Source organism: Micromonospora haikouensis (genome assembly GCF_900091595.1).
GTDB classification, from domain to species: Bacteria; Actinomycetota; Actinomycetes; order Mycobacteriales; family Micromonosporaceae; genus Micromonospora; species Micromonospora haikouensis.
Window position 1 is genome coordinate 215,983 of record NZ_FMCW01000001.1, and the last position, 24,066, is coordinate 240,048.

Annotated in this window: 15 protein-coding genes; 10 read left to right on the forward strand and 5 right to left on the reverse strand. The window is 74.3% G+C overall.

Annotation, left to right across the window (positions count from 1 at the left end):
- The first annotated feature begins 9 nt into the window (after positions 1-9).
- Positions 10-2,367 carry a thiamine pyrophosphate-binding protein gene (locus GA0070558_RS00905; protein WP_091274783.1) on the forward strand — a complete coding sequence of 786 codons (2,358 nt, stop codon included), beginning with the start codon at positions 10-12 and terminating at the stop codon, positions 2,365-2,367.
- A 540-nt stretch (positions 2,368-2,907) separates the two neighbouring features.
- Here GA0070558_RS00905 and GA0070558_RS00910 read toward each other — a convergent pair.
- Both GA0070558_RS00910 and GA0070558_RS00915 read right to left on the reverse strand, forming a co-directional pair.
- Positions 2,908-4,434, reverse strand: a complete 1,527-nt coding sequence (locus tag GA0070558_RS00910; protein WP_091274423.1) for a metallophosphoesterase — start codon at positions 4,432-4,434, stop codon at positions 2,908-2,910.
- 71 nt (positions 4,435-4,505) lie between these two features.
- Complete coding sequence (locus tag GA0070558_RS00915) at positions 4,506-5,687, reverse strand: PQQ-dependent sugar dehydrogenase (RefSeq protein WP_256091695.1); 1,182 nt, start codon at positions 5,685-5,687, stop codon at positions 4,506-4,508.
- A 55-nt stretch (positions 5,688-5,742) separates the two neighbouring features.
- On the opposite strand from GA0070558_RS00915, the gene GA0070558_RS00920 reads away from it, so the two are divergent.
- Positions 5,743-6,669: a 2-hydroxyacid dehydrogenase gene (locus GA0070558_RS00920; RefSeq protein WP_091274429.1), complete on the forward strand. Its 927-nt coding sequence runs from the start codon at positions 5,743-5,745 to the stop codon at positions 6,667-6,669.
- Between the two features lie 23 nt (positions 6,670-6,692).
- Here GA0070558_RS00920 and GA0070558_RS00925 read toward each other — a convergent pair whose 3' ends face one another.
- Entirely contained in the window at positions 6,693-7,067 is a 375-nt protein-coding gene (locus GA0070558_RS00925) for a PH domain-containing protein (RefSeq protein ID WP_077936563.1), read from the reverse strand.
- A gap of 289 nt (positions 7,068-7,356) precedes the next feature.
- Between GA0070558_RS00925 and GA0070558_RS00930 the strand changes: the two genes are divergently transcribed.
- Positions 7,357-10,008 (forward strand): putative bifunctional diguanylate cyclase/phosphodiesterase, encoded by a 2,652-nt coding sequence (locus GA0070558_RS00930; protein WP_439709550.1) that lies wholly within the window; start codon positions 7,357-7,359, stop codon positions 10,006-10,008.
- Positions 10,009-10,041: 33 nt separating this feature from the next.
- Here the strand turns inward: GA0070558_RS00930 and GA0070558_RS00935 are convergent, their stop codons facing one another.
- Complete coding sequence (locus GA0070558_RS00935; RefSeq protein ID WP_043962251.1) at positions 10,042-11,061, reverse strand: LacI family DNA-binding transcriptional regulator; 1,020 nt, start codon at positions 11,059-11,061, stop codon at positions 10,042-10,044.
- A gap of 294 nt (positions 11,062-11,355) precedes the next feature.
- Between GA0070558_RS00935 and GA0070558_RS00940 the strand changes: the two genes are divergently transcribed.
- The 7 genes from GA0070558_RS00940 to GA0070558_RS00970 all read left to right on the forward strand — a co-directional run bounded on the left by GA0070558_RS00940 (position 11,356) and on the right by GA0070558_RS00970 (position 21,549).
- Positions 11,356-12,639 (forward strand): ABC transporter substrate-binding protein, encoded by a 1,284-nt coding sequence (locus tag GA0070558_RS00940; RefSeq protein ID WP_091274433.1) that lies wholly within the window; start codon positions 11,356-11,358, stop codon positions 12,637-12,639.
- Between the two features lie 147 nt (positions 12,640-12,786).
- Complete coding sequence (locus GA0070558_RS00945; protein WP_091274435.1) at positions 12,787-13,794, forward strand: carbohydrate ABC transporter permease; 1,008 nt, start codon at positions 12,787-12,789, stop codon at positions 13,792-13,794.
- Between the two features lie 65 nt (positions 13,795-13,859).
- Complete coding sequence (locus GA0070558_RS00950; RefSeq protein WP_256091697.1) at positions 13,860-14,702, forward strand: carbohydrate ABC transporter permease; 843 nt, start codon at positions 13,860-13,862, stop codon at positions 14,700-14,702.
- Complete coding sequence (locus GA0070558_RS00955) at positions 14,699-17,155, forward strand: glycoside hydrolase family 2 protein (protein ID WP_091274442.1); 2,457 nt, start codon at positions 14,699-14,701, stop codon at positions 17,153-17,155. The genes GA0070558_RS00950 and GA0070558_RS00955 overlap by 4 nt, the downstream gene beginning before the upstream one ends.
- A 153-nt stretch (positions 17,156-17,308) precedes the next feature.
- A complete protein-coding gene (locus GA0070558_RS00960) occupies positions 17,309-19,369 on the forward strand; it encodes an FAD-dependent oxidoreductase (protein ID WP_091274445.1) in 2,061 nt (686 codons plus the stop codon).
- Positions 19,370-19,459: 90 nt separating this feature from the next.
- A complete protein-coding gene (locus GA0070558_RS00965) occupies positions 19,460-19,855 on the forward strand; it encodes an ArsR/SmtB family transcription factor (RefSeq protein WP_091274448.1) in 396 nt (131 codons plus the stop codon).
- A complete protein-coding gene (locus GA0070558_RS00970; RefSeq protein ID WP_091274452.1) occupies positions 19,852-21,549 on the forward strand; it encodes a SulP family inorganic anion transporter in 1,698 nt (565 codons plus the stop codon). Before GA0070558_RS00965 ends, GA0070558_RS00970 begins: the two co-directional genes overlap by 4 nt.
- Before the next feature lie 563 nt (positions 21,550-22,112).
- On the opposite strand, the gene ilvD is transcribed toward GA0070558_RS00970, so the two are convergent.
- On the reverse strand, positions 22,113-23,960 hold the full coding sequence (ilvD, locus tag GA0070558_RS00975) for a dihydroxy-acid dehydratase (RefSeq protein ID WP_091274455.1): 1,848 nt from the start codon (positions 23,958-23,960) through the stop codon (positions 22,113-22,115).
- Positions 23,961-24,066: the final 106 nt, after the last annotated feature.

Sequence of the window (24,066 nt, forward strand, 5' to 3'; positions counted from 1 at the left end):
GAGCACCCCGTGAACCAGCACGACCTCGACGTCCTCGACGAGATCCAGCGCCGGGTGCTCTGGCTCGCCACCCGCATCGTCGACGCGGCCAACCACGACCGGGACACCGGCGACGGGGTGAAGGTCGGCGGGCACCAGGCGTCCAGCGCGTCGCTGGTCACGGCCATGACCGCGCTGTGGTTCGCGCACCTCGACGCCGCCGACCGGGTCGCGGTGAAGCCGCACGCCTCGCCGGTGTTCCACGCGATCCAATACCTGCTCGGCAACCTCGACCGGTCCTACCTGACGCGGCTGCGCGCCCGGGGCGGCCTCCAGTCGTACCCGTCGCGCACGAAGGACCCCGACGGCGTCGACTTCTCCACCGGCTCCGTCGGCCTCGGCGCCGCCGCGCCGCTGTTCGCCGCCGTCACCCGCCGGTACGTCGACGCGCACTTCGGCGCGCGCCCCCGCTCCCGGTTCGTGGCGCTGATCGGCGACGCCGAGCTGGACGAGGGCAACATCTGGGAGGCCGTCGCCGACCCCGCCACCACGGGCCTGGGCAACGTGATGTGGCTGGTCGACTTCAACCGGCAGTCCCTCGACCGGGTCGTGCCCGGGGTGCGGATCAACCAGTGGCGCGGCCAGTTCGAGGCCGCCGGCTGGCACGTCGTCGAGGTCAAGTACGGCCGCCGGCTCGCGCAGGCGTACGCGCGGCCGGGCGGGGAGGCGCTGCGCGACTGGATCGACGCGATGCCCAACGAGCAGTACCAGTCGCTGTTCGGGCTGGCCGGGCCGGCGCTGCGGGAGCGGTTCTGCGACGGCGCGCCGGCCGGCATCGCCGAGCTGATCGCCGACGTCACCGACGACGAACTGGCCCCGCTGGTCACCGACCTGGGCGGGCACGACCTGCAGGCGATGCTCGACGCGTACGCCCAGTGCGACGCGGTCACCGACCGGCCCAGCGTCGTCTTCGCGTACACCGTGAAGGGTTGGGGGTTGCCCATCGCCGGCAATCCCCGCAACCATTCGGCGCTGCTCACCACCGCGCAGGTCGACGCGCTGCGCGCGGCCCACGGCCTGACCCCCGCGACCGAGTGGGACCGCCTCGACCCGGCGTCGCCGGCCGGCATCCGGGCCGGCGCGCGCCGGGAGGCGCTGTCCCGACCGCCGGCCGGGCGGGCGCTGCCGGTCGCCGTTCCGGAAACCACGAGGGTACGCGCGAACCGGCCCGTCTCCACCCAGGAGGTCTTCGGTCGGGTGCTGGTGGAGCTGGCCCGCGACGAGGGCGTCGCCCCCTACCTGGTGACCACCGCGCCCGACGTGGCCACCTCGACGAACCTCGCCGGGTTCATCAACAAGACGGGGGTGTTCGCCCCGACCGAGCAGCGGTCCTGGACGGAGGACCGGATGCTGCGCTGGACCGAGAGCCCCGCTGGGCAGCACATCGAGCTGGGCATCTCGGAGATGAACCTGTTCCTGCTGCTCGGCCAGCTCGGCCTGTCGTGGGACCTGTCGGGGCAGCCGCTGCTGCCGATCGGCACCGTCTACGACCCGTTCGTGCTGCGCGGCCTCGACGCGTTCCTCTACGGCACCTACTCGGGTTCCCGGTTCGTGGTCGCCGGCACCCCGTCGGGCATCACCCTGGCCCCCGAGGGCGGCGCGCACCAGTCCACGATCACCGCATCGGTGGGGCTGGAGCTGCCCGGGGTGACGTTCGTCGAGCCCGCGTACGCGGCGACCCTCGACTGGCTGCTCTGCGACGCCCTCGGGCAGATCGCCGCCGGGGGCACGCCGGCCAGCACGGCCGCGCCGGTCGAGGACGGGGCGTACTACTTCCGGCTCAGCACCCGCCCGATCGACCAGGCGCCCTTCGAGGCGGCGCGGGCGCGGCTCGGCGACGCGGTGCTGCGCCGGCAGGCGGTCGCCGGGGCGTACCGGCTGGTCGACGCGCACGCGGCGCACCCGGAGCTGGCCGACGCGCCGGTGGTGCAGCTCGCCGCCTCCGGCGCGGTGCTGCCGGAGGTGCTGGCCGCCGCCGCCGAGCTGGCCGAGGAGGGCGTGGCCGCGCACGTGGTGGACGTGACCAGCCTGGACCGCCTCTACCGGGCGTGGCAGCGCACCCTGCGCCAAGGGGTGCGGACGGCCACCGTGCCGAGCGTGCCGGGGGCGCTGCGGTCGGCGTTCGTCGACCGGGTGCCGGTGGTGACGGTGCACGACGCGGCCTCGCACGCGATGGCCTGGCTCGGCTCGGCCGTCGGCGCCCCGGCGGTGCCGCTCGGCGTGGACGAGTTCGGCCAGTCGGGCAGTGTCCGCGAGCTGTACGAGCTGCACGACCTGCTGCCCGGGAGCATCGTCAACGCGGCCCTGGCCGCCCTCTCGCTGCGCTGACCCCCGCCCCGCCCTCCGCTGGCTACCGTCGCCGCGCCCGCTGCCGCCCGCTGCCCCGCGCCGATCCCGCCGGCCGCGCCGGTCCTACCCCTAACGGGCTGCGGTTCGTTGCGCTCCGTGGTCAGTGCCGCTCTGTAGCTTTCCGTGACCTTCTCCGTCGGCCTCGCCTCACCTTGCCCTCCCTTTGCTCTGCACCCATCGACGCAACGCTGCCGCTGATCTGCGGAAACGGTTGACACTCCCCGATCGACCTTTGGTGGGGTGATTGCCGAGGGTGACTGTTGCGTCGATGGGTGCAGAGCAAAGGAGGCGACGGGGTGGGTTGACAGGCGCTGCTCGGTGACACACCGTCACGGTTGACCGTGGCTTCGTAGGTCCGCGGCAGGTCCGCGGCCCGCAGGCCGGGGGCCGGCCTGTGCTGCCCCGTACCGGCCGGGCCCGTGCTGCCCCGTACCGACGGCCCGCGCGGGCGCTCGGGCGGCAAGGGCAGCGGAGCGGCGGGGGTGAGTGGGGGCGAGCGGGGTGGGCGGGGCGGCCGGGTCAGCGGGTCGGGGTCGGGGTGACCGGCACCTGGTCGCCGGCCTTCGGGTTCTGCACCACGTGCCGTTCCAGGTTGACCTGCGCCTGGCCGGTGCCGCCGACGGTGATGTCGTCGTACGCCTGGAGCAGTTTCTCCTTGTCGAAGTAGAGCACCGTCATCGACAGCGGGGTGGGCTTCTCGCCCTCCAGGCCGCGCAGCCCCGCGCCGCCGGTGGACCCCTCCACCATCAGCTGCGTCGGCATCTGGCCCGGCGCCTGCGGCAGCTTGGAGACCTGCCGGGCGTGGGTGTGCCCGGCGAGCACCAGGGGACAGGTGCCCGACAGCGGCCCCGCCGACGCCGGGTCGTGCACCAGCGCGATGTTCACCGGCCTGGGCGAGTTGCGGACCGTGGTGGCGAGCTGTTCACCGGCCCCGATCACCTGGTCGGCCACCTCGCTGGTGAGGCCGCTGCCGGCCGGGGAGGTCTCCTTGTCGGGGGTGAACCGGGGGTCGCCGATGCCGGCGATGGTCAGCCCGGCGACGGTGGTGGTCGAGTTGTTCAGCACGATCGCGTTGGGCTGCTGGGCCACCGCCGCGGCCGTCTTGCCCGAGTCGTGGTTGCCCCGGATGTAGACGTACGGCTTCTTGAGCAGCCCGATCGAGCCGACGAACGACGCCTCCGGCTCGCTGCCCCAGTCGGTGATGTCGCCGGTGTCGATCACCACGTCGATGCCGAACTGCTCCACGACCGTGCGGATGAGCTGCCACCCGGTCGGGTTGAGGTGCATGTCGGAGACGTGCAGGACCCGGGTGGTGCCGGGGGCCGGCTCGTACACCGGCAGGGCGGAGACGGTGGTGTAGAGCTGGCTGACGTTGCCGACGAGGCGCTGGAGCTGCTCGGCGTACTTGGTGTAGTCGTTGGCGATCCGGCGGGCGTCACCGACGATCGCGGGGGCGTTGACCAGCAGCCCCTCGTACCGGGGCTCCTCGATCGCCTGCGGGCGGATGGTGGACGCGGCGAGGCCGAGGCTGCCGGCGGTGACCAGCAGCGACAGTCCGCCCGCCCAGGCGGTGCGCCGGGTGTCGCGGAACACCAGCCCGGCGAGGATGAGGGTGACCAGCACGGCCGCGCCGACGGTGCGTAGCCCGAGGCGCAGCACCCCGTTGCGGACGTCGGTGACGGCGGACTGGCTGGCCCGGCTGATGCTCGCCGGGTCGTCGATCAGCGCCTCGGTGCGCCGCTGGTCGAGGGCCCCGAGGCCGACGGTGAGGTGGGTGGGCCCGTCGTGGCTGTCGAGCTGGAGCGCGCCCAGCGGCGGGATGTCGACGGTGGTGCCGCCCTCCAGCGATGGGGTGAGGCTCAGCTCCGCGCGGAACGGCCCGATGTCGGTGTGCACCCGCCCGCCGGCGAGGGTGCCGATGACCGCCCCGGCCAGGGAGATCACCAGGACGGCGAGGACCACCCCCAGCCGCCGGAGACGGCCGCGCCCGGCCGTGCGGGGCGCGGCTTCGCCGGCGCTGCGCTCTTCGTTCTCCTGCCCGTCCATGCTGAGATTCTGACCTGCCCAGTGAAGGATCTTGGCAAACCCGGGATTCCGGCCCTGCTGGCGGCGGCGGGTCAGCTGCGGCCCGCGCCGCCGTCGGTGAAGACGAGACGCAGGATCCGGTCGTCCTCGGGGGCCGGCTGGCCCCGCCCGTCGTGGTTGGAGGTGGTGACCCAGACCGACCCGTCGGGGGCGGCGACCGCGCCGCGCAGCCGGCCGTACCGGCGGGTGAGCAGCTCCCGGGGCTGGCCGAGCACCGTGCCGGTGTCGGTCAGCTCGACCAGCCACAGCCGCTGCCCGCGCAGGCAGGCGGTGACCAGCAGCCGGTCGGTCGCCGCGAGGCCCGAGCAGGAGGCGTCGGTGGTGCGCCACTGCACCAGCGGGTCGGCGTACCGCCGGTCGTCGGCCTGGCCCTCGACCTGGGGCCAGCCGTAGTTGCCGCCCTTGGTGATCTGGTTGATCTCGTCCCAGGTGTTCTGGCCGAACTCGACGGCGTACATCCGCTTGCCGGCGTCCCAGGCCAGGCCCTGCACGTTGCGGTGGCCCAGGGACCAGACGGGGGAGCCGGCGAACGGGTTGCCCGGGGCCGGCTTGCCGGCGGTGGTGATCCGCAGGATCTTGCCGCCCAGGTTCTTCTGGTCCTGTGCGGCCTCCCGGTTGCCGGCGTCGCCCGTGCTCGCGTAGAGGAAGCCGTCCGGGCCGAACGCGAGCCCGCCGCCGTTGTGGATGCCGGCCTTGGGGATGCCGGTCAGGATCGGGGTGGGCGCACCGTCCAGGTCCAGCTTGACGATCCGGTTGTCGTTCTCGGCGGTGTGGTAGACGAAGATCGTCTGGTCGGTCGCGTAGTCGGGGGAGACCGCGATCCCCATGAGCCCGCCCTCGCCGCCGGGCACCACGCCGGGCACCGTCCGCACCGCCGTGACCGTCAGCCCGTCGCGCAAGGAACCGGGGCCGACCTGGAGGATCCGGCCGCTGTCCCGCTCGGTGACCAGCGCGCCGCCGTCGGGCAGGAACGCCATGCCCCACGGCACCCGCAGCCCCTTGGCCAGCACCGTGGTGACCACCTGCGGGCCGGCCCCGGCGGGCGCGGAGACCGACGGGGTGGGCAGGTTGGGCGGCTCGCCGGCCGGGTCCGGCTCCGGCTCGCCGAAGCTGCACCCGGCGGCGGCCAGCAGCAGCGCCGCGCTGGACGCCGCGACGGCCGCCCGCAGCGGGCTCTTTCGGGGGTACGGGGCTCCGGTGCTCACCCGGCCCAGCCTAGCCGCCCCGGCCGCGCCGCGACGGGGCCCGCACCGGCTATCGTCGGCGTTCGTGAAGGTATGGATCCCGCACCCCGCCGGCCGCGCCCTCCTCGGCGAGTTGCCGCCCGGGGTCACCGTCGAGGTGGCCGAGCACCCGTCGCGGCTGCCCTCCGAGGTGGCCGGCGTCCGGTTCTGGGTGCCGCCGTTCCTCTCCGGCGTGGACGCCACCGCCCTGCTCGGGAGGTTGCCCGACCTGCGGGTGGTGCAGCTCCTCTCGGCCGGCGCGGACGCCTGGGCGGGCCGGGTGCCGCCCGGGGTGACGCTCTGCGACGCGCGCGGCGTGCACGACGTCGGCACGGCCGAGTGGGTGGCCGCCGCGATCCTGTCCCAGGTGCGCGGCTTCCCCGCCTTCGCCCTCGCCCAGTCCCGCCGCGAGTGGGCGTACGACCGGCTCTGCCCGACCGACGAGCTGGCCGGCAAGCGGGTGCTGATCGTCGGCGCGGGCTCGATCGGCGCGGCGGTGCGGGCCCGGCTCGCCCCGTTCGGGGTGACGTTCACCCTGGTCGCCCGCACGCCGCGTCCCGCCGAGGGGGTGCACGGGGTCGACGAGCTGCCGGCGTTGCTGCCCGAGGCCGACGTGGTGGTGGTGCTGGTGCCGCTGACCGACGCGACGCGCGGCCTGGTCGACGAGAAGTTCCTCGCCGCGATGCCCGACGGCGCGCTGCTGGTCAACGCCGCGCGCGGCCCGGTGGCCCGCACCGACGCGCTGGTCGCCGAGCTGGCGACCGGGCGGCTGCGGGCCGCGCTGGACGTCACCGACCCGGAGCCGCTGCCCGCCGACCACCCCCTGTGGGAGCTGCCGAACGTGCTGCTGACCCCGCACGTCGCCGGCTCGGTGCGCGGGCTGCTGCCCCGGGCGTACCGGCTGGTGGCCGAGCAGGTCCGGCGCTTCGCCGCGGGGGAGCCGCTGGTGAACGCGGTGTCGGACGGCTACTGACCGGCCGGCCCACGGCGGTGGGGTCAGGCGGCCGGGCCGGGCAGGTTCTGGCCGGTGGCCGCGACGAGCCGGGGCAGTTCGCTGCCGCGCACCCCGGGCAGCACGAGCAGCTCGCCGTCGTCGAGCCGGGCGACCGCCCGGCCCCGGGCGTCGGCGCCCAGCTCGACGACCCGGTCCCAGGCGACCCGGCGCTGCCCGGCCAGCGCCCGCAGGCGCAGCTCCCGGGCGTCGGCCTCGGTGCCGGCCCGCCAGGCCCAGACCCCGATCGCCAGCGGGACGAGCAGCACGGGCACGAAATACCACCCGGCGCTGGCCAGCGGCAGGGCCCCGATGAAGGCGATCACCGCCGCGACCAGGATCGCCTGGTTGTGGCGGAAGCGGACGGTCTCGGTACGCACCCGGAGATGATCCCACCCGGCCGGTGCGACCCGCCGGCCGGGCGGCGGACCACCGGCGGGGGGCAGTGACCCGAATCACGCCCACCCGGTCCGCCGCGTCCGCGTCCGGCGGTGACGATGAATCGTTCTCCCGTGTTGGGCGCGTTCACCCGCCGCGCCATGCCATGCCGCTGGCGGGCCCGTCCACCGGGCGGCACCGCCCCTCATCCCGGCCCGGCGACCGCAACCGCCGTGCCGGGACGCACCGCCGTACCGCATCCGCCCGTGCCCCCTCACGAAGGCGACCGCCGTGCCCGTCGCGTACCCCTCAGGTGTTGCCCGCCTGCGCCCCGCCGACCTGCTGGTGCTGGCGGCGGTGGCGCTGCTCGTCCTCGCCGGGCTGGCCGGCGCGGTCCCGCCGCTGGCCGTGGTGGCGCTCGCCGGGGCCGCCGGCAGCGCCCTCGCCGGGGCCCGGCTGTCCCGGCTGGTCGTCCCGGCCCGGGGCGGTGACCCCGCCGGGGACGACGTCGCGCGACCCGGCCCGTGGCGTGGCCCGCGGGTGCGGCCCGCCGCCGGGCTGCTCCACGCGGCGGTGCTCTCCGTCGGGCTGACCGTCGCGGTGCTGCCGCTGGTCGCCGCCGGACTGCGCGTCGCCGTCGGCGCGGCGGGGCTCGGCCTCGCCGCCGTGCTGCACACCGTCGGGTTGCTCCTGCTGCCCGGCCGCACCCGGCTGGCGGCGCGCGCCCGGGTGCGCCACGCGACGGACATCGTCAGCCTGGGCCTGAGCCTGCACTTCGCCGCCTGGGTGCTGATGCCGACGGAGCAGGCCCCGCTCGCCGCCCGGATCGCGGTGGCGTCCGGCGGGTTCGGCTTCGCGGCGGTCGGCGTGGCGGCCCTGGCCGACTGGCGACGCCGCCCGGGCGCGGCGGTCTGCCTCCTGGGCACCGGGGCCGCCCAGTTCGGCCTGCTCGCGCTGATCGTGCTGCTGGCCTACGGCGCGCCGGACCGCGCGGCCCTGGCGACCGTGCCGCCGCTGGTGGCCGGCGTGCTGCTCACCGCGGCCGGGGTCCGGCGGGTGGCCGCCGGCGACCCGAGGCGGGCGGGGGGCCCGCCGCCGGTCTGGCCCCGGGTCAGCGCGCCCGCGGGCATCGCCACCCTGGCCGCCGCCGGGCACCTGGCCGCGTACGGCCCGTTCAGCACCGGCATGGTCCTGCTCGGCCTCTCGGTGATCCCCCCGCTGGTCGTCCGGGAGCTGATCTCCGCAGCCGACAACCGCCGGTACGCCGGCCGGCTCGCCGCCCAGGAGGCGCACTTCCGCGCGCTGGTCTCCGGCGGCAACGACCTGATCCTGCTGTTGGACGACGCGCTGCGGGTGCGTTGGCAGTCCCCAGCGGCGGCCCGGCTCTTCGCCCTCACCGACGCCGACGTGCTCGGCCGGCACTTCGCCGACCTGCTGCACCCGGACGACGCGGGGCGGATCGCGCGGCTGCTCGACGGGGTGCTCGCCGACGACCGGCCGAGGCTGCTGCCGGCGCGGATGCGCGACGGGCGCGGGGCGTGGCGGGAGACCGAGTCGACGGTGAGCGACCAGCGCGGCGTGCCCGAGGTCCGCGCGCTCGTGCTGCACGTGCGCGACGTCGGCGAGCGTCGCCGGTTGGAACGCGCGGTGCACCAGCTGGCCGCGACCGACCAGCTCACCGGGCTGGCCAACCGGCGGGAGCTGCTGTGCGAGCTGCGCGCCCGCCGGGGCGGGTCGGGGGCGCTGCTGGTGGTCGACCTGCACGGCCTGGGCGCGGTCAACGACGGTCGCGGGCACGCGTTCGGCGACACGGTCGTCGTCGAGGTGGCCCGCCGGCTGCGGGCGGTGGCCGGCCCGGAGGACCTGGTGGCCCGGCTGGTGGGCGACGAGTTCGCGGTGCTCACCGACGTGGGCCCCGTGCTCGCGTACGGGCTGGGCACCCGGCTGCTGGCGGCGTTGGCGGAGCCGTACCGGATGGCGGGCGACGAGGAGGTCCGGTTGCAGGCGAACGTCGGCCTGGCCGAGGTCGGCGGCGCGGGGCCCGACGACGTGCTGCGCCAGGCGGACCTGGCCCGCCGCCGGGCCGCCCAGCTCGGGCGGGACCGCATCGAGTGGTACGACGCGTACCTGGAGGAGCAGCTGGTGCGCCGGCTCGACCTGGAGCGGGAGCTGCCCGGCGCGGTGGCCCGGGGCGAGCTGGACCTGGTCTACCAGCCGGTGCTGGGGCTGGCCGACCGGCTGCCGGTGGGCACGGAGGCGCTGCTGCGCTGGCGCAGCCCGGTGCTGGGCACGGTGCTGCCGGCCGAGCTGCTGCCGGTCGCCGAGGACCTGGACCTGATCGGCGAGGTGGGCCGCTGGGTGCTGGACCGGGCGTGCCGTCAGCTCGCCGACTGGTCGGCCGGCGACCGGCGGCTGTGGATGTCGGTGAACGTCACCCCGGGGGAGCTGACCGCGCCGGACTTCCTGCCCCGCACGGCGGCGGTGCTGGCCACGCACGGGGTGCCGGCGGACCGGCTGGTGGTCGAGGTGGCCGAGCCCCGCGTCGGCCCGGAGCTGCCGGCGGTGGTGGCCCGGCTCGCCGGGCTGCGGTCGCTCGGCGTCCGCACGGCCCTGGACGGGTTCCGGGCCGAGCACGCCTCGCTGGCCCAGCTCCGCCGGCTCCCGGTCGACCTGTTGAAGCTGGCCCCGGCGGCGTCGTCCGCGCACCGACCCGACGCGGCCGGTGCGGGCGGGCCGGTGCGGCCGCCGCTGGCCGACGTGGTGGTCGGCCTCGGCCAACGCCTCGGCCTGGAGGTCGTCGCGGCGGAGCTGGAGACCCCGGCGCAGGTGGACGCGGCGGCGCGGGCCGGCTGCCGGTACGGGCAGGGTCACGCGCTGGCCCGCCCGGCGACCGCCGAGCGGGTGGAGGCGTACTTCGAGGAGTTCCCGTCGGCGTCCCGGTGACCGCTTAACCGGTTCAGTCGACCCTGGCCCCGCTCACCGTGCCCGGGGTGGTGCCGTGCTGCCCCGGGGGGTGAGGTGCGCCGTCTCGCCCTGCACGCCGCTGACCGGCTCGCCCGCGATCACCTGGAGCAGCTGCCGGGCGGCGTGCGCGCCGTACGCGGGGATGTCCCGGCCCAGCGCCGTCAGCGGCGGGTGCACGAGCTGGCACAGGGGCGAGTCGTCCCAGGCGACGATGGACAGGTCGCCGGGGACCGTCAGGCCCATCTCCTGGGCCACGGACAGGCCCGCCACCGCCATCACGTCGTTGTCGTAGATGACGGCGGTGGGGCGGTGCGGGGAGCTGAGCAGCCGCCGGGTGGCCCGGGCCCCCTCCTCGCCGGTGTAGTCCGACCAGACCGTGACCGACTCGTCGAGCCCGAGCCGGGCGCACACCTCGGTGAAGGCGTCGCTGCGGACCTCGGTGTGCAACAGCGAGGGCAGGCCGCCGACCCGGGCGATGCGGCGGTGCCCCAGGGCGACCAGGTATTCCACGGTCTCGACCAGCGCCGTGGCGTCGTCGGACCAGACGTGGGCCAGCCCGCCGGTGTGCCCGGGGCCGCCGATCACCACGGCCGGCAGTTGCAGCTCCTCCAGCGCCGGCACCCGCCGGTCGTCGGTGCGCAGGTCGCAGACGAAGACCCCGTCGACGCGGCGCTCGGCCCACCAGCGGCGGTAGACCGCGATCTCGGCGTCGGGGTCGGCGACCACCTGGAGGGTCAGCGCGTACGAGCGGGCGGACAGCTCGGCCTCGACGCCGCTGATCAGCTCCATGAAGAACGGCTCGATGCCGAGTATCCGGGCCGGGCGGCACAGGGCGAGGCCCACGGCGTTGGCGCTGGCACCGGAGAGTGCCCGGGCGGCGCTGCTCGGGCTGAATCCGATCTCCGCGGCGATGGCCAGGATGCGCTGGCGGGTCGCCTCGGAGACGCCGGGCTGCCCGTTCAGCGCGTACGAGACCGCGCCCTTGGAGACCCCGGCCCGCCGCGCGACGTCGGCGATGGTCGGCCGCTTCACCGGCGTGTTCCTCCACTTGCTCGGCCCGCCCCGGGGCGGGTGCACGGTGCCGGGGTGGCCGGCGGCCCTCACGCTACTGCAACCGGGTGGGGCCGGCGGTCGGGGCCGGGCGCGTCGCCCCGGGGCTGCGCTTGCGCGGTTAAGCCTGCGCAGGACACCGAAAGGTTACGGAACAGGCACTCAGTTAACCGGCCGTTGACACTGGTGGGGTCGGCCCGTACGGTGGCGTCACTTATCCGGTTCAGTCAACGTCTCTCGATGTCGGGAGCGTTTCCATCTTGCTCGGAGGAAGACATGAGACGGTCCTGGAGCCACTGGGCCCGCGCGGTCGCCGTGGGGGCGGTCGGCCTGACCATGGTGGCCGCGTGCAGCGGCAGGAGCACCACCGGCGGTGACGACGCGGGTAGCGGCACGGTCACCCTGAAGATCAATTTCTGGGGCGACTTCGGGCTCCAGGACCTCAAGACCAAGTACGAGGCCGAGCACCCCAACGTCAAGATCCAGCTCAACTCGGGCGAGTACAACGCCCAGCACGAGGACCTGCAGAAGAAGCTGGTCGCCGGCTCGGGCGCGGCGGACATCGCCGCCATCGACGAGGGCTACGCCGTGCAGTTCCGCGGCCAGTCCGACAAGTTCGTCAACCTGCTCGACAAGGGCGCCGGGTCGCTCGAGAGCAAGTACCTGCCGTGGAAGTGGAAGCAGACGCTCTCCGCCGACGGCAAGACCCAGATCGGCCTCGGCACCGATGTCGGCGGCCTGGCCATGTGCTACCGCACCGACCTGTTCGCCGCCGCCGGGCTGCCCACCGACCGCGACCAGGTCTCCGCGCTGTGGCCCACCTGGGACAAGTTCATCGAGGTCGGCCAGCAGTACACCGGCAAGACCAAGAAGAAGTTCATCGACTCGGGCACGAACCTGTTCAACCCGATCCTCGGCCAGCAGCAGGTCGGCTTCTACACCGAGCAGGAGCAGCTCCAGATGGACGGCGGCCCGAAGGTCGCCTTCGACTACACCGTCAAGGCGCTCCAGGCCGACATCTCCGCCAAGCTCGTCAGCTTCCAGGCCGACTGGGACAAGGGCTTCACCAGCGGCGCGTTCGCCGTCCTCGCCTGCCCGGCGTGGATGCTCGGGCACATCAAGGAGACCGCCCCCGGCACCGAGGGCAAGTGGGACATCGCGGCCGTGCCCGGCGGCGGCGGCAACTGGGGCGGCTCGTTCCTGACCATCCCCAAGCAGAGCAAGAACGTCGACGAGGCGTACAAGCTGCTGGAGTGGCTGGTGCAGCCGGAGCAGCAGATCGAGATCTTCAAGAAGGTCGGCAACCTGCCGTCGCAGCCGGCCCTCTACGCCGACCCGGCGATCGCCGAGTTCAAGAACCCGTTCTTCAACGACGCCCCGGTCGGGCAGATCTTCCCGAAGATGGCGCAGGGCCTCACCCCGCAGTACCAGGGCAAGAAGAACGGCCCGACGCGGGTGAACGTGGAGAACGTCATCCGGCGGGTGGAGAACGGGACACTGAAGCCGGACGCCGCCTGGGCCGAGGCGGTCAAGGAGGCCGAGAAGGCCAGCAAGTCCTGACGCCCCGGCGACCGGTGGCGGGGCGGCCCGGCCCCGCCACCGGTCGCCGCCCCGGCCTCCGCGTCGCCCCCGGCGCGGGGGCCGGGCAACGCCCTCCCCGACACCCCCGGCACCCCCGCACAGTCCGACCGGCCCTGGAGCGTCCCCATGTCCACCACCCGCGCCGCGCCACCGTCCCCCCGCTCCGCGCCCGAGCGCGGCACCGGCGGATCCGGGGCCGACGAGCGGCGGCTCACCTGGCGCAACCGGCTGTACCGCTTCGACATGCGCTACATGCCGTACCTGATGATCGCGCCGTTCTTCCTGCTGTTCGCCGTCTTCGGCCTGTTCCCGCTGCTGTTCAACGGCGTGGTGTCGCTGCGCAACTACGAGCTGGACGACCCGACGCTGCCGTACTGGGCCGGGTTCGACAACTTCGCCCGGCTCGCCGGCGACGAGGACTTCTGGAACGCCCTCTACAACACCTTCGGCATCTTCCTGCTCTCCTCGCTGCCGCAACTGCTGCTCGCCCTGGTGCTCGCCTCGCTGCTCAACCGCAGGCTGCGCGCCCAGACCTGGTGGCGGGTCGGCATCCTGCTGCCGTACGTCACGCCGATCGTCGCCTCCACGATGGTGTTCAGCGTCTTCTTCTCCCGCGACTTCGGCATGGCCAACTGGCTGCTCGGCCCGTTCGGCGGGGGCGACGCCCCGATCGACTGGCGGGCCGACAAGCTGCACTCCTGGATCGCCGTCGCCACCATGGTCAACTGGAAGTGGATCGGCTACAACGCGCTGCTCTACCTCGCGGCGATGCAGTCCATCCCGCGCGACGTCTACGAGGCGGCGGCCATCGACGGCGCGGGCCCGTGGAAGCAGCTCTGGCGGATCACCGTGCCGATGATCCAGCCGGTCGTCGTGTTCACCGTCGTGCTCTCCACCATCGGCGGCCTCCAGCTGTTCACCGAGCCGATGCTGTTCGACCTCAACGCGCAGGCGGCCACCGGCGGCCCGAACGGCGAGTGGCAGACCATCGCCCAGCTCATCTACAAGGTGGGCTGGAAGGACCTGAACCTCGGCTACGCCGCCGCGATGTCCTGGGCCCTGTTCCTGATCATCCTCGTCGTCGCCGGCATCAACACCTGGCTGACGAGCCGCCTGTCCGGAGGGCGCAAATGAGTGTCGACACCGCGCCGCGGCCCGTGGAGCAGGCCCCCGCGCCCCGGGGCCGCCGGGCCCGGCTGATGGGCCGCGCCCCGCAGGACACCCCGGCGGGCCTCGGGACGTACCTGCTGCTGGCCGTGACGATCCTGTTCTCGGTCTTCCCGCTGTACTGGATGTTCGTCATCGCCACCAGCGACGACGAGGCCCTCGCGAAGATCCCCCCGGCGGTCGTGCCCGGCAACCAGTTCCTGGTCAACCTGGAGGAGGTCTTCTCCCTCCAGGACGTCTTCTTCGCCGCCGGCCTGATCAACAGCTTCATCGTCTCCACCGTGGTCACCGCCTCGGTGCTGTTCTTCTGCTCGCTGGCCGGGTTCGCGTTCGCCAAGCTGCGCTTCAAGGGCAGCGGCTGGCTGATGCTGTTCGTGGTGCTCACCCTCACCGTGCCCAACCAGCTCGGCATCGTGGCGCTCTACATCGTGATGGGCAAGCTCGGCTGGAACGGCACCCTGCTCGCCGTCATCGCGCCCGGCCTGGTCACCGCGTTCGGCGTGTTCTACATGCGGCAGTTCATCGTCAACTCCGTCCCCGACGAGCTGGTCGAGTCGGCGCGGGTGGACGGCGCGACCACCATGCGGATCTACTGGAGCATGGTGCTGCCGGCGATCCGGCCCGCCCTCGCGGTGCTCGGCCTGCTCACGTTCGTGGCCACCTGGAACGACTTCCAGTGGCCGCTGATCACGCTCAGCGGCACCGACTTCCCCACCTCGATGGTGGCCATCTCCGACCTGGCCAGCGGCAACTACGTGATCTACCGGCGGGTGCTGGCCGGCGCGTTCGTCGCCACGATCCCCCTGCTGGTCATGCTGTTCGTCGGCGGGCGTCAGATCGTCCGCGGAATCATGGAAGGCGCGGTGAAGTCGTGATCCGGCAATCGTTGCACGAGGGTTGGCTGCTGCGGGCCGTCGCCGGCGGCCAGGTGCCGCCGCAGGTGGCCGGCCGGTCGGTCCCGGCGACCGTGCCCGGCTGTGTGCACACCGACCTGCTCGCCGCCGGCCTGATCCCCGACCCGTACCTCGACGACAACGAGACGGCGCTGGCGTGGATCGGGCGCACCGACTGGGTCTACGAGACCACGTTCGACGCGCCGGCCGGCGACGCCGACCGGGTCGACCTGGTCTGCGCCGGCCTCGACACGGTCGCCACGCTCGCCGTCAACGGCGTCGAGGTCGGCCGCGCCGAGAACATGCACCGGGGCTACCGGTTCGCCGTGGCGGACGCGCTGCGGCCGGGGGCCAACACGCTGACCGTCCGGTTCGACTCGCCGTACCGCTACGCCGAGGCGCACCGGGACCGGCTCGGCGACCGGCCCAACGCGTACCCCGAGCCCTTCAACTTCATCCGCAAGACGGCCTGCAACTTCGGTTGGGACTGGGGGCCGACGGTCGTCACCGCCGGCATCTGGCAGGACATCGGCCTGCACGCCTGGTCCACGGCCCGGCTCGCGACGGTCCGGCCGCTGGTCACCGTCGCCGACGGCGTCGGCCGGGTCGAGGTGGTCGTCGAGGTCGAGCGCGCCGCCACCGCCGGGCAGGCCGCCACCGGCGGGCCGGTCACCGTCCGGGCGACGGTGGCCGGGTCCGCCGCCGAGGCCGTCGTCGCGGCGGGGGAGCGCACGGCCGTGCTGACCGTCGAGGTCCGCGACCCCGCGCTGTGGTGGCCCCGGGGGTACGGGGACCAGCCGCTGCACCCCCTCGACGTGAGGCTGCACGCCGCCGACGGCCGGGAGCTGGACGCCTGGTCCCGCCGGATCGGCTTCCGCACGGTGCGCCTGGACACCGCGCCCGACGCGCACGGCTCCGCGTTCACCCTGGTCGTCAACGACGTGCCGGTGTTCGCCCGGGGGGTCAACTGGATCCCCGACGACGCGTTCCCCGACCGGGTCACCCGGGCGCGGCTGGCGCACCGCTTCGACCAGGCCGTCGGGGCGAACATCAACCTGCTGCGCGTCTGGGGCGGCGGCCGGTACGAGTCGGAGGACTTCTACGAGCTGGCCGACTCCCTCGGGCTGCTGGTGCAGCAGGACTTCCTGTTCGCCTGCGCCGCGTACCCGGAGGAGGAGCCGTTCCGCTCCGAGGTGGAGGCCGAGGCGCGCGAACAGGTCACCCGGCTGGCCGCCCACCCGTCGCTGGTGCTGTGGACGGGCAACAACGAGAACATCTGGGCCTGGCACGACTGGGGCTGGCAGGAGCGCCTCGCCGGGCGCACCTGGGGCCGGGGCTACTACCTGGAGCTGCTGCCGGCGATCGTCGCCGAGCTGGACCCGACCCGCCCGTACTGGCCGGGCAGCCCCTGGTCGGGCACCGAGGACGTCCACCCCAACGACCCGGCGCGCGGCAGCATGCACATCTGGGACGTGTGGAACACCGACGACTACACCAAGTACCGCGAGTACGTGCCCCGGTTCGTCGCCGAGTTCGGCTACCAGGCGCCCCCGGCGTACGCGACGCTGCGCCGGGCCATCTCCGACGACCCGCTCGCCCCCGACTCGCCCGGGATGGCCCACCACCAGAAGGCCATCGACGGCGACGCGAAGCTGCAGCGGGGCCTGGACGCGCACCTGCCCCCGCCGGCCGACTTCGCCGAGTGGCACTACTTCACGCAGCTCAACCAGGCCCGCGCCATCCAGCTCGGGGTGGAGCACTTCCGCTCGCACCGGCCGGTGTGCATGGGCACCATCGTGTGGCAGCTCAACGACTGCTGGCCCGTCACCTCCTGGGCGGCCGTCGACGGCGACGGCCGGCGCAAACCCCTGTGGCACGCGCTGCGCCGCGCGTACGCCGACCGGCTGCTCACCGTCCAGCCCCGCGACGGCGGGCTGGCGCTGGTGGCCGTCAACGAGACCGGGCAGCCGTGGCGGGCCCCCGCCACCGTCACCCGGGTCACGGCGGACGGCGAGCCGAGGGCGAAGTCGGCGTACGACCTCGACGTGCCCGCGTACGCGACGGTGGAGCTGGCGCTGCCGGCGGACCTGGCCCGGCCGGAGCAGGCCCGGCGGGAGCTGCTGGTCGCCGAGGCCGACGGCGACGCCGGGCGGGCGTTCTGGTTCTTCGCCGAGGACCGCGACGCCGACTGGCCCGTGGCGGAATACGACGCCACGGTCGAGGAGGTCGACGGCGGGCAGCGGGTACGCGTCACCGCCCGCACGTTCCTGCGCGACCTGACCCTGTTCCCGGACCGGCTCGACCCGGCCGCCGAGGTCGACGAGGCCCTGGTGACGCTGCTGCCGGGGGAGTCGGCGACGTTCACGGTGCGGGCCCCGCGCCCGCTCGATGCGGCCGCCCTCACCACCCGCCCCGTCCTGCGCACGGTGAATTGAAAGGAGGGGCCCCTTGTTAACGCTTTCTGTATAGGAAGGGGCCCCTCCAAACACCCCGCAGGCGCTTGACAGCGGCCGATCGCATGCACGAGAGTCGATGCGTTCCCGAGGTGCGGCGGCGCGCGCCTTCCCCTTTCCCGAAGGGCCTGCGCGATGCCGCTCTCGTTCGACCGCCGCCACCTGCTGCGCCTCGGCGGCGCCACCCTCCTCGTCGCCGCCCCCGCCACCGGGCTCGGCCCGCCCGCCCAGGCCGCCGCCGGACCCGGCCTGCCCGCCGCCGGCCTGCCCGCCCTCGCCGCCGCCACGGTCACCGCCGACCTGGTCGTCTACGGCGCGACGTCGGCCGGGATCATGGCCGCCGTGCAGATGCGCCGGCTGGGGCGCACCGCGCTGATCGTGGAGCCGGGCGGCCACGTCGGCGGGCTGACCACCGGCGGCCTCGGCTACACCGACAGCGGCACCAGCGCCGCCATCGGCGGCCTCGCCGGGGAGTTCTACCGCCGGGTCCACGCGAAGTACGCCGGCGCGGCCGTCACCCCCACCTCGCCGATGCGGCTGGTCTTCGAGCCGCACGTCGCCGCCGCCGTCTTCGCCGACCTGCTCGCCGAGCACGCGATCCCGGTCCACCTCGACGCCCGGCTCACCGCCGTGACCCGCGCCGGCGACCGGCTCACCGGCCTGGCCACCGACAACGGGCAGCTCTTCGCGGGCGGCATGTTCGTCGACGCCACGTACGAGGGCGACCTCATGGCGGCGGCCGGGGTGTCGTACACGGTGGGCCGGGAGGCCAACTCGGTGTACGGCGAGACGATCAACGGGGTGCAGCTGCGCGGGGCGCACCAGTTCACCCTGCCCGTCGACCCGTACGTGGTGCCGGGCAACGCCGCGAGCGGCCTGCTCCCCGGCATCTCCGCCGCCCCCGTCGCGCCCAACGGCACCGGCGACGACCGGATCCAGGCGTACAACTTCCGGATGTGCCTCACCCGGGCCGCCGACCGGATCCCGTTCCCGAAGCCGGCCGGCTACGACCCGGCCGACTACGAGCTGCTGCTGCGCTACGTGCAGGCCGGCTATACCGGCCCGTTCTTCACCACCCAGAGCGTCGGCGGCGGCAAGACCGACTCCAACAACACCGGGGCGTTCTCCACCGACTTCATCGGGGCCAGCCACGCGTACCCGACGGCCACCTGGGCGCAGCGGCAGACGATGGTGGCCGAGCACCGGGCGTACCAGCAGGGCCTGCTGTGGTTCCTGGCCAACGACCCCCGGCTGCCGGCGTCGGTCCGGGCCGACACCGCCGCCTGGGGCCTGGCCGCCGACGAGTTCACCGCCACCGGCGGCTGGCCACCCCAGCTGTACGTCCGCGAGGCGCGGCGGATGCTCGCCGACTACGTGATGACGGAGCGGGACTGCCGGGGCGCGGTGCGGGTCGCCGACTCGGTCGGCCTGGCCAGCTACACGATGGACTCGCACAACTGCCAGCGGGTGGTGGTGAACGGGGTGGTGAAGAACGAGGGCGACGTGCAGGTGGGGGTGCCGGGGCCGTACCCGGTCAGCTACCGGTCGATCGTGCCCGCGCAGGGGCAGTGCGCCAACCTGTTCGTCCCGGTCTGCCTGGCGGCCAGCCACATCGCGTACGGCTCGATCCGGATGGAGCCGGTGTTCATGATCCTCGCCCAGTCCGCCGCGACGGCGGCGAAGCTGGCCCTGGACGCGGGCGTGCCGGCGCAGCGGGTCGACGTCGGCGCCCTCCAGGCCCGGCTGCGCGCCGACGGGCAGATCCTCACCTGGCCGCCCGTCACCGAGGGCGAGATCGTGGTCGACAACCGTTCGGCCGGGGTGACCCGGGGCGGGGTCTGGGTGGGCAGCACCCAGGTCGGCGGCTACTACGGCACCGACTACGAGCACGACGGCAACACCGGCAAGGGCGTCAACCGGCTGCGGTTCACCCCGGCGCTGCCGGCCGCCGGCACGTGGACGGTCCAGCTGCGCTGGACGGCCGACGCGAACCGGGCGAGCAACGTCCCGGTGGACGTGGCGCACGCCGGGGGTGTGACCACCCGCACGGTGGACCAGCGCGGCTCGGGCGGGCAGTGGGTGTCGCTCGGGGCGTACGAGTTCGCGGCGGGCTCGGCGGGCAGCGTGCTGATCCGCACGGAGGCCACCGACGGGTACGTGGTGGCCGACGCGGCCCGGTTCGTCCCGGCGGCCTGACCGGGTCGCGGGGTGTCCCGGCTCACGACTTGAAGACTTCTGCAAGTGGTAAAGTCTTCACGTATGGGTCGTCGAGCCGGGAGTCCCCAGGTGTCCGTGCCGCTGTACCAGGCCAAGGCCGAGCTGTTCCGCACCCTCGGGCACCCCGTGCGCATCCGCGTGCTCGAACTGCTCCAGGACGGGCCGAAGCCCGTCCGCGACCTGCTCGCCGTCATCGACGTCGAGGCGTCCAACCTCTCCCAGCAGCTCGCCGTGCTGCGCCGCGCCGGCATGGTCGCCTCCCACCGCGACGGCCCCCTGGTCATGTACTCCCTCAGCACCCCCGACGTGGCCGACCTGCTGGCCGCCGGGCGGCGCATCCTCGGCGCGGTCCTCACCGACCGCGACGCCCTCCTCGACGAGCTGCGCGCCGACGCCGTGCCGACTGCCGGCCCGGCTCCGGCCGCCAGCGGGGAGACCGGCTCGCGGCCCGGTGCGGGCCGGTGAGCGCCGCCACAGCCGCGACAGCCGCCACTGCCGCGACCGCCGCCGTCCGCGACCGCGTCCTCGGCCTGCTGCCTGGCCGCGCCGACTGGCACGCCGTACGCCGCTCGCCCCGCCGCGACCTGCTCGCCGGCCTCACCGTCGCGATCGTCGCCCTGCCGCTGGCCCTCGCCTTCGGCGTCACCTCCGGGCTCGGCGCGCAGGCGGGGCTGGTCACCGCCGTCGTCGCCGGTGCCGTGGCCGCGGTCTTCGGCGGCTCCAACCTCCAGGTCTCCGGCCCCACCGGCGCGATGACCGTGGTGCTGGTGCCCGTGGTGCAGCAGTTCGGCCCGACCGGGGTGCTGATGGTCGGCGCGATGGCCGGCCTCGTGCTGATCGCCCTCGCGCTGGCCCGCCTCGGCCGGTACGTCCGCTACCTGCCCACCCCCGTCATCGAGGGCTTCACCGCCGGCATCGCCGTGGTCATCGCCCTGCAACAGGTGCCCGCCGCGCTCGGTGTCACCGACGCGCACGGCGACCGGGTGTGGGCGGTGGCCGCCGACGCGGTCGCCCGGTTCGTCGTACACCCCCGGCCGGTGGCCCTCGCGGTGGCCCTCGGCGTCGCGGCGCTGATGCTGCTCGGCGGCCGCTGGCGGCCCGGCGTGCCGTTCTCCCTGCTCGGGGTCGCCGCCGCGACGATCCTCGCGGAGGCCGCGCCGGTCGACCTGGTCCGCATCGGCGCGCTGCCGCAGGGGCTGCCCGCGCCGTCGCTGGGCTTCCTCGACCCCGGCGCCGTCGGCGTGCTGCTGCCCTCCGCGCTCGCCGTCGCCGCCCTCGCCGCGCTGGAGAGCCTGCTGTCGGCCACCGTCGCCGACGGGATGACCGTCGGCGAGCGGCACGACCCCGACAAGGAGCTGTTCGGGCAGGGGCTGGCCAACCTCGCGTCCCCGCTGTTCGGCGGCATCCCCGCCACCGCCGCCATCGCCCGCACCGCCGTGAACGTGCGCGCCGGGGCGTCGTCGAAGCTGGCCGCGCTGACCCACGCCGTCGCGCTCGCCGCGATCGTGCTCGCCGCCGCGCCGCTCGTCGGCCGCATCCCCCTCGCGGCGCTCGCCGGGGTGCTGCTCGCCACCACCGTACGGATGGTCGAGGCCGCCTCGCTCCTGGCGCTGGCGCGCGCCACCCGGGGCGACGCGCTGGTGCTCGTGCTCACCTTCGCCGTCACCGTGATCTGGGACCTGGTGACCGCCGTGGCCGTCGGCATCGCCGTCGCGATCGTCATCGCGCTGCGCGCGGTGGCCCGCAGCGCCAGGCTGGAACAGGTGCCCCTCGACCGGGGCGAGCACAGCGCCGAGGAGCACGCGCTGCTCGACGAGCACATCGTGGCGTACCGGCTGGACGGGCCGCTGTTCTTCGCCGCCGCGCACACCTTCCTGCTCCAGCTCTCCGACGTCGCCGACGTGCGAGTGGTCATCCTGCGGATGTCCCGGGTGTCGGCCCTGGACGCCACCGGGGCGCACGTGCTGGGCGACGCGATCCGGCGGCTGCGCGGCCGGGGGATCACCGTGCTGCTCTCCGGCATCACCCCCGGCCACGACCAGGTGCTCGCCACGCTGGGGGTGGCCGACGAGCTGCGCCGCGACGGCCTGGTCTTCCCGGACACCCCGGCGGCCATCGCGTACGCCCGCGGCCTGCTCCGGGGCGCGCCCACCGCCTGAGCGCCGCGCCGCCTGAGCGGCGCGTCATGTCGGGGAGGTGGCGGTATCCCGCGTCCAGGACACCCCCATTTTCCCGACATGATGTTGATCAGCCCTCGGGTAGTCGACGAACTGCACTGCCACGCCAGGCCCACGCCGGTCGCCGCCACCGTGGTCACCGCCGCGAGCGTGGCCACCGCCAACGACCTCGCCACCTGTCACCCAGGCGCGCGGCGAACCCTCCGCCGCACGAGCAGAGTCCTGAATCAGCCCCTGCCGTCACGATCCGTCGGGCGCGCTCCAGGGCGCTCGGCGAATCGAGTTGGGCGCGGAGCCCGAGCATGCGCAACGCCGTGATGAGCGGCAATGCCGCCGCGACCGTCGTCGTCGAGGCCGGCCAGCGGCCGGACGGTCGCTTCCACAAGTGTGGATCGTGGACAGTTGCCGTTCGCTGCGTGCGGGAACTGTCCACGATCGGCCACGGCCGACGTGCCGCAGGCACCCGGGCCTGGCCGGGCGGGGAACGCCGGGTGGTGAGAAGGGGCCCCTTCTATACGCCAGGCGTTAACAAGGGGCCCTTCCTTCTACTCCGGGACGCGGCGGTAGGCGCCGTCGCTGGCCGACGTGGCCATCGACGCGTACGCGCGCAGCGCCGCCGACACCGGGCGCTGCCGGTCGGTCGGCGTGTACGGCTTGGGGCGCTTCTCCTGTGCGATGCGCCGCGCCTCCAGCACGTCGTCGGGCACGTTCAGCTCGATGGACCGGCCCGGGATGTCGATGACGATCTCGTCGCCGGGCTCGACCAGGGCGATCAGGCCGCCGGAGGCCGCCTCGGGGGAGACGTGCCCGATGGACAGCCCGGAGGTGCCGCCGGAGAACCGGCCGTCGGTGAGCAGCGCGCAGGAGCGGCCCAGCCCCCGCCCCTTGAGGAACGAGGTCGGGTAGAGCATCTCCTGCATGCCGGGGCCGCCCTTCGGGCCCTCGTAGCGGATCACCACCACGTCGCCGGCGACGATCTCCTTGGCCAGGATCGCCGTGACGGCGTCGTCCTGCGACTCGTAGACCTTGGCCGGGCCGCGGAAGGTCAGGCACTCCTCGGGCACGCCGGCGGTCTTCACCACGCACCCGTCCGGGGCGAGGTTGCCGTGCAGGATGGCCAGCCCGCCGTCGGCGCTGTACGCGTGCTCGCGGTCCCGCACGCAGCCGCTGGCCGCGTCGGTGTCCAGCGTCGACCAGCGGTTGGTGGTGGAGAACGGCTCGGTGGTGCGCACCCCGCCGGGGGCGGCGTGGAACAGCTCGATCGCCTCCGGGGTGGCGGAGCCGCCGCGCACGTCCCAGTCGGCGAGCCACCGGGCGAGGGTGGGGGAGTGCACGGAGTGCACGTCGCGGTGCAGCAGCCCGGCGCGGTCCAGCTCGCCGAGGATGGCGGGGATGCCGCCGGCGCGGTGCACGTCCTCCATGTGGTAGTTCGGGGAGTTCGGCGCGACCTTGGCCAGGCAGGGCACCCGGCGGGAGACGGCGTCGATGTCGGCGACGGAGAAGTCCAGCTCGGCCTCTCTCGCGGCGGCGAGCAGGTGCAGGATCGTGTTGGTGGACCCGCCCATGGCCACGTCGAGGGCGACGGCGTTCTCGAACGCGGCCCGGCTGGCGATCTGCCGGGGCAGAACGGAGGCGTCGTCGCCGTCGTACCACCGCTTGGCGATCTCCACGACGGTGCGCCCGGCCTCGACGAACAGCGACCGGCGGGCGGCGTGGGTGGCCAGCGTCGAGCCGTTGCCGGGCAGGGCCAGGCCGATGGCCTCGGTGAGGCAGTTCATCGAGTTGGCGGTGAACATGCCGGAGCAGGAGCCGCACGTCGGGCAGGCGGACCGCTCGATCTCGCCGAGTTGGTCGTCGGTGACCGCCTCGTTGGACGAGGCGATCATCGCGTCGATCAGGTCGATCTTGGAGTGGACGATCCCCTCGATCGCCACCGTCTTGCCGGCCTCCATGGGGCCGCCGGAGACGAAGACGGTGGGGATGTCGAGCCGCAGCGCGGCCAGCAGCATGCCCGGCGTGATCTTGTCGCAGTTGGAGATGCAGACCAGGGCGTCGGCGCAGTGCGCGTTGACCATGTATTCGACGGCGTCGGCGATCAGCTCGCGGCTGGGCAGCGAGTAGAGCATGCCGCCGTGGCCCATGGCGATGCCGTCGTCCACGGCGATGGTGTTGAACTCGCGGCCTACCCCGCCGGCCTCCGCGACCGCGTCGGCGACGAGGCCGCCGAGGTCCTTGAGGTGTACGTGGCCGGGGACGAACTGGGTGAAACTGTTGGCGATGGCGACGATCGGCTTGCCGAAGTCGTCGTCGGTCATCCCGGTGGCCCGCCAGAGGGCCCGGGCGCCGGCCATCGTCCGACCGTGGGTGGAGGTCCTCGACCGCAGCTCAGGCATGGGTACCAGTCTTGCACCGCCGGAGGGGCAACCGCCGGGGCGCGGCCCCGTGTCCCAACAGATGCACACCCGGCCCCCCATGGGCAGCGGGCATCCGGCACAGTTG

What these genes read in the sequence shown, in the direction of transcription:
- ilvD (WP_091274455.1), bottom strand. Translation starts at nt 23,960, where the DNA reads ATGCCTGAGCTGCGGTCGAGGACCTCCACCCACGGTCGGACGATGGCC.
- GA0070558_RS00950 (WP_256091697.1), top strand. Translation starts at nt 13,860, where the DNA reads ATGGGCCGCGCCCCGCAGGACACCCCGGCGGGCCTCGGGACGTACCTG.
- GA0070558_RS00940 (WP_091274433.1), top strand. Translation starts at nt 11,356, where the DNA reads ATGAGACGGTCCTGGAGCCACTGGGCCCGCGCGGTCGCCGTGGGGGCG.
- GA0070558_RS00945 (WP_091274435.1), top strand. Translation starts at nt 12,787, where the DNA reads ATGTCCACCACCCGCGCCGCGCCACCGTCCCCCCGCTCCGCGCCCGAG.
- GA0070558_RS00960 (WP_091274445.1), top strand. Translation starts at nt 17,309, where the DNA reads ATGCCGCTCTCGTTCGACCGCCGCCACCTGCTGCGCCTCGGCGGCGCC.
- GA0070558_RS00910 (WP_091274423.1), bottom strand. Translation starts at nt 4,434, where the DNA reads ATGGACGGGCAGGAGAACGAAGAGCGCAGCGCCGGCGAAGCCGCGCCC.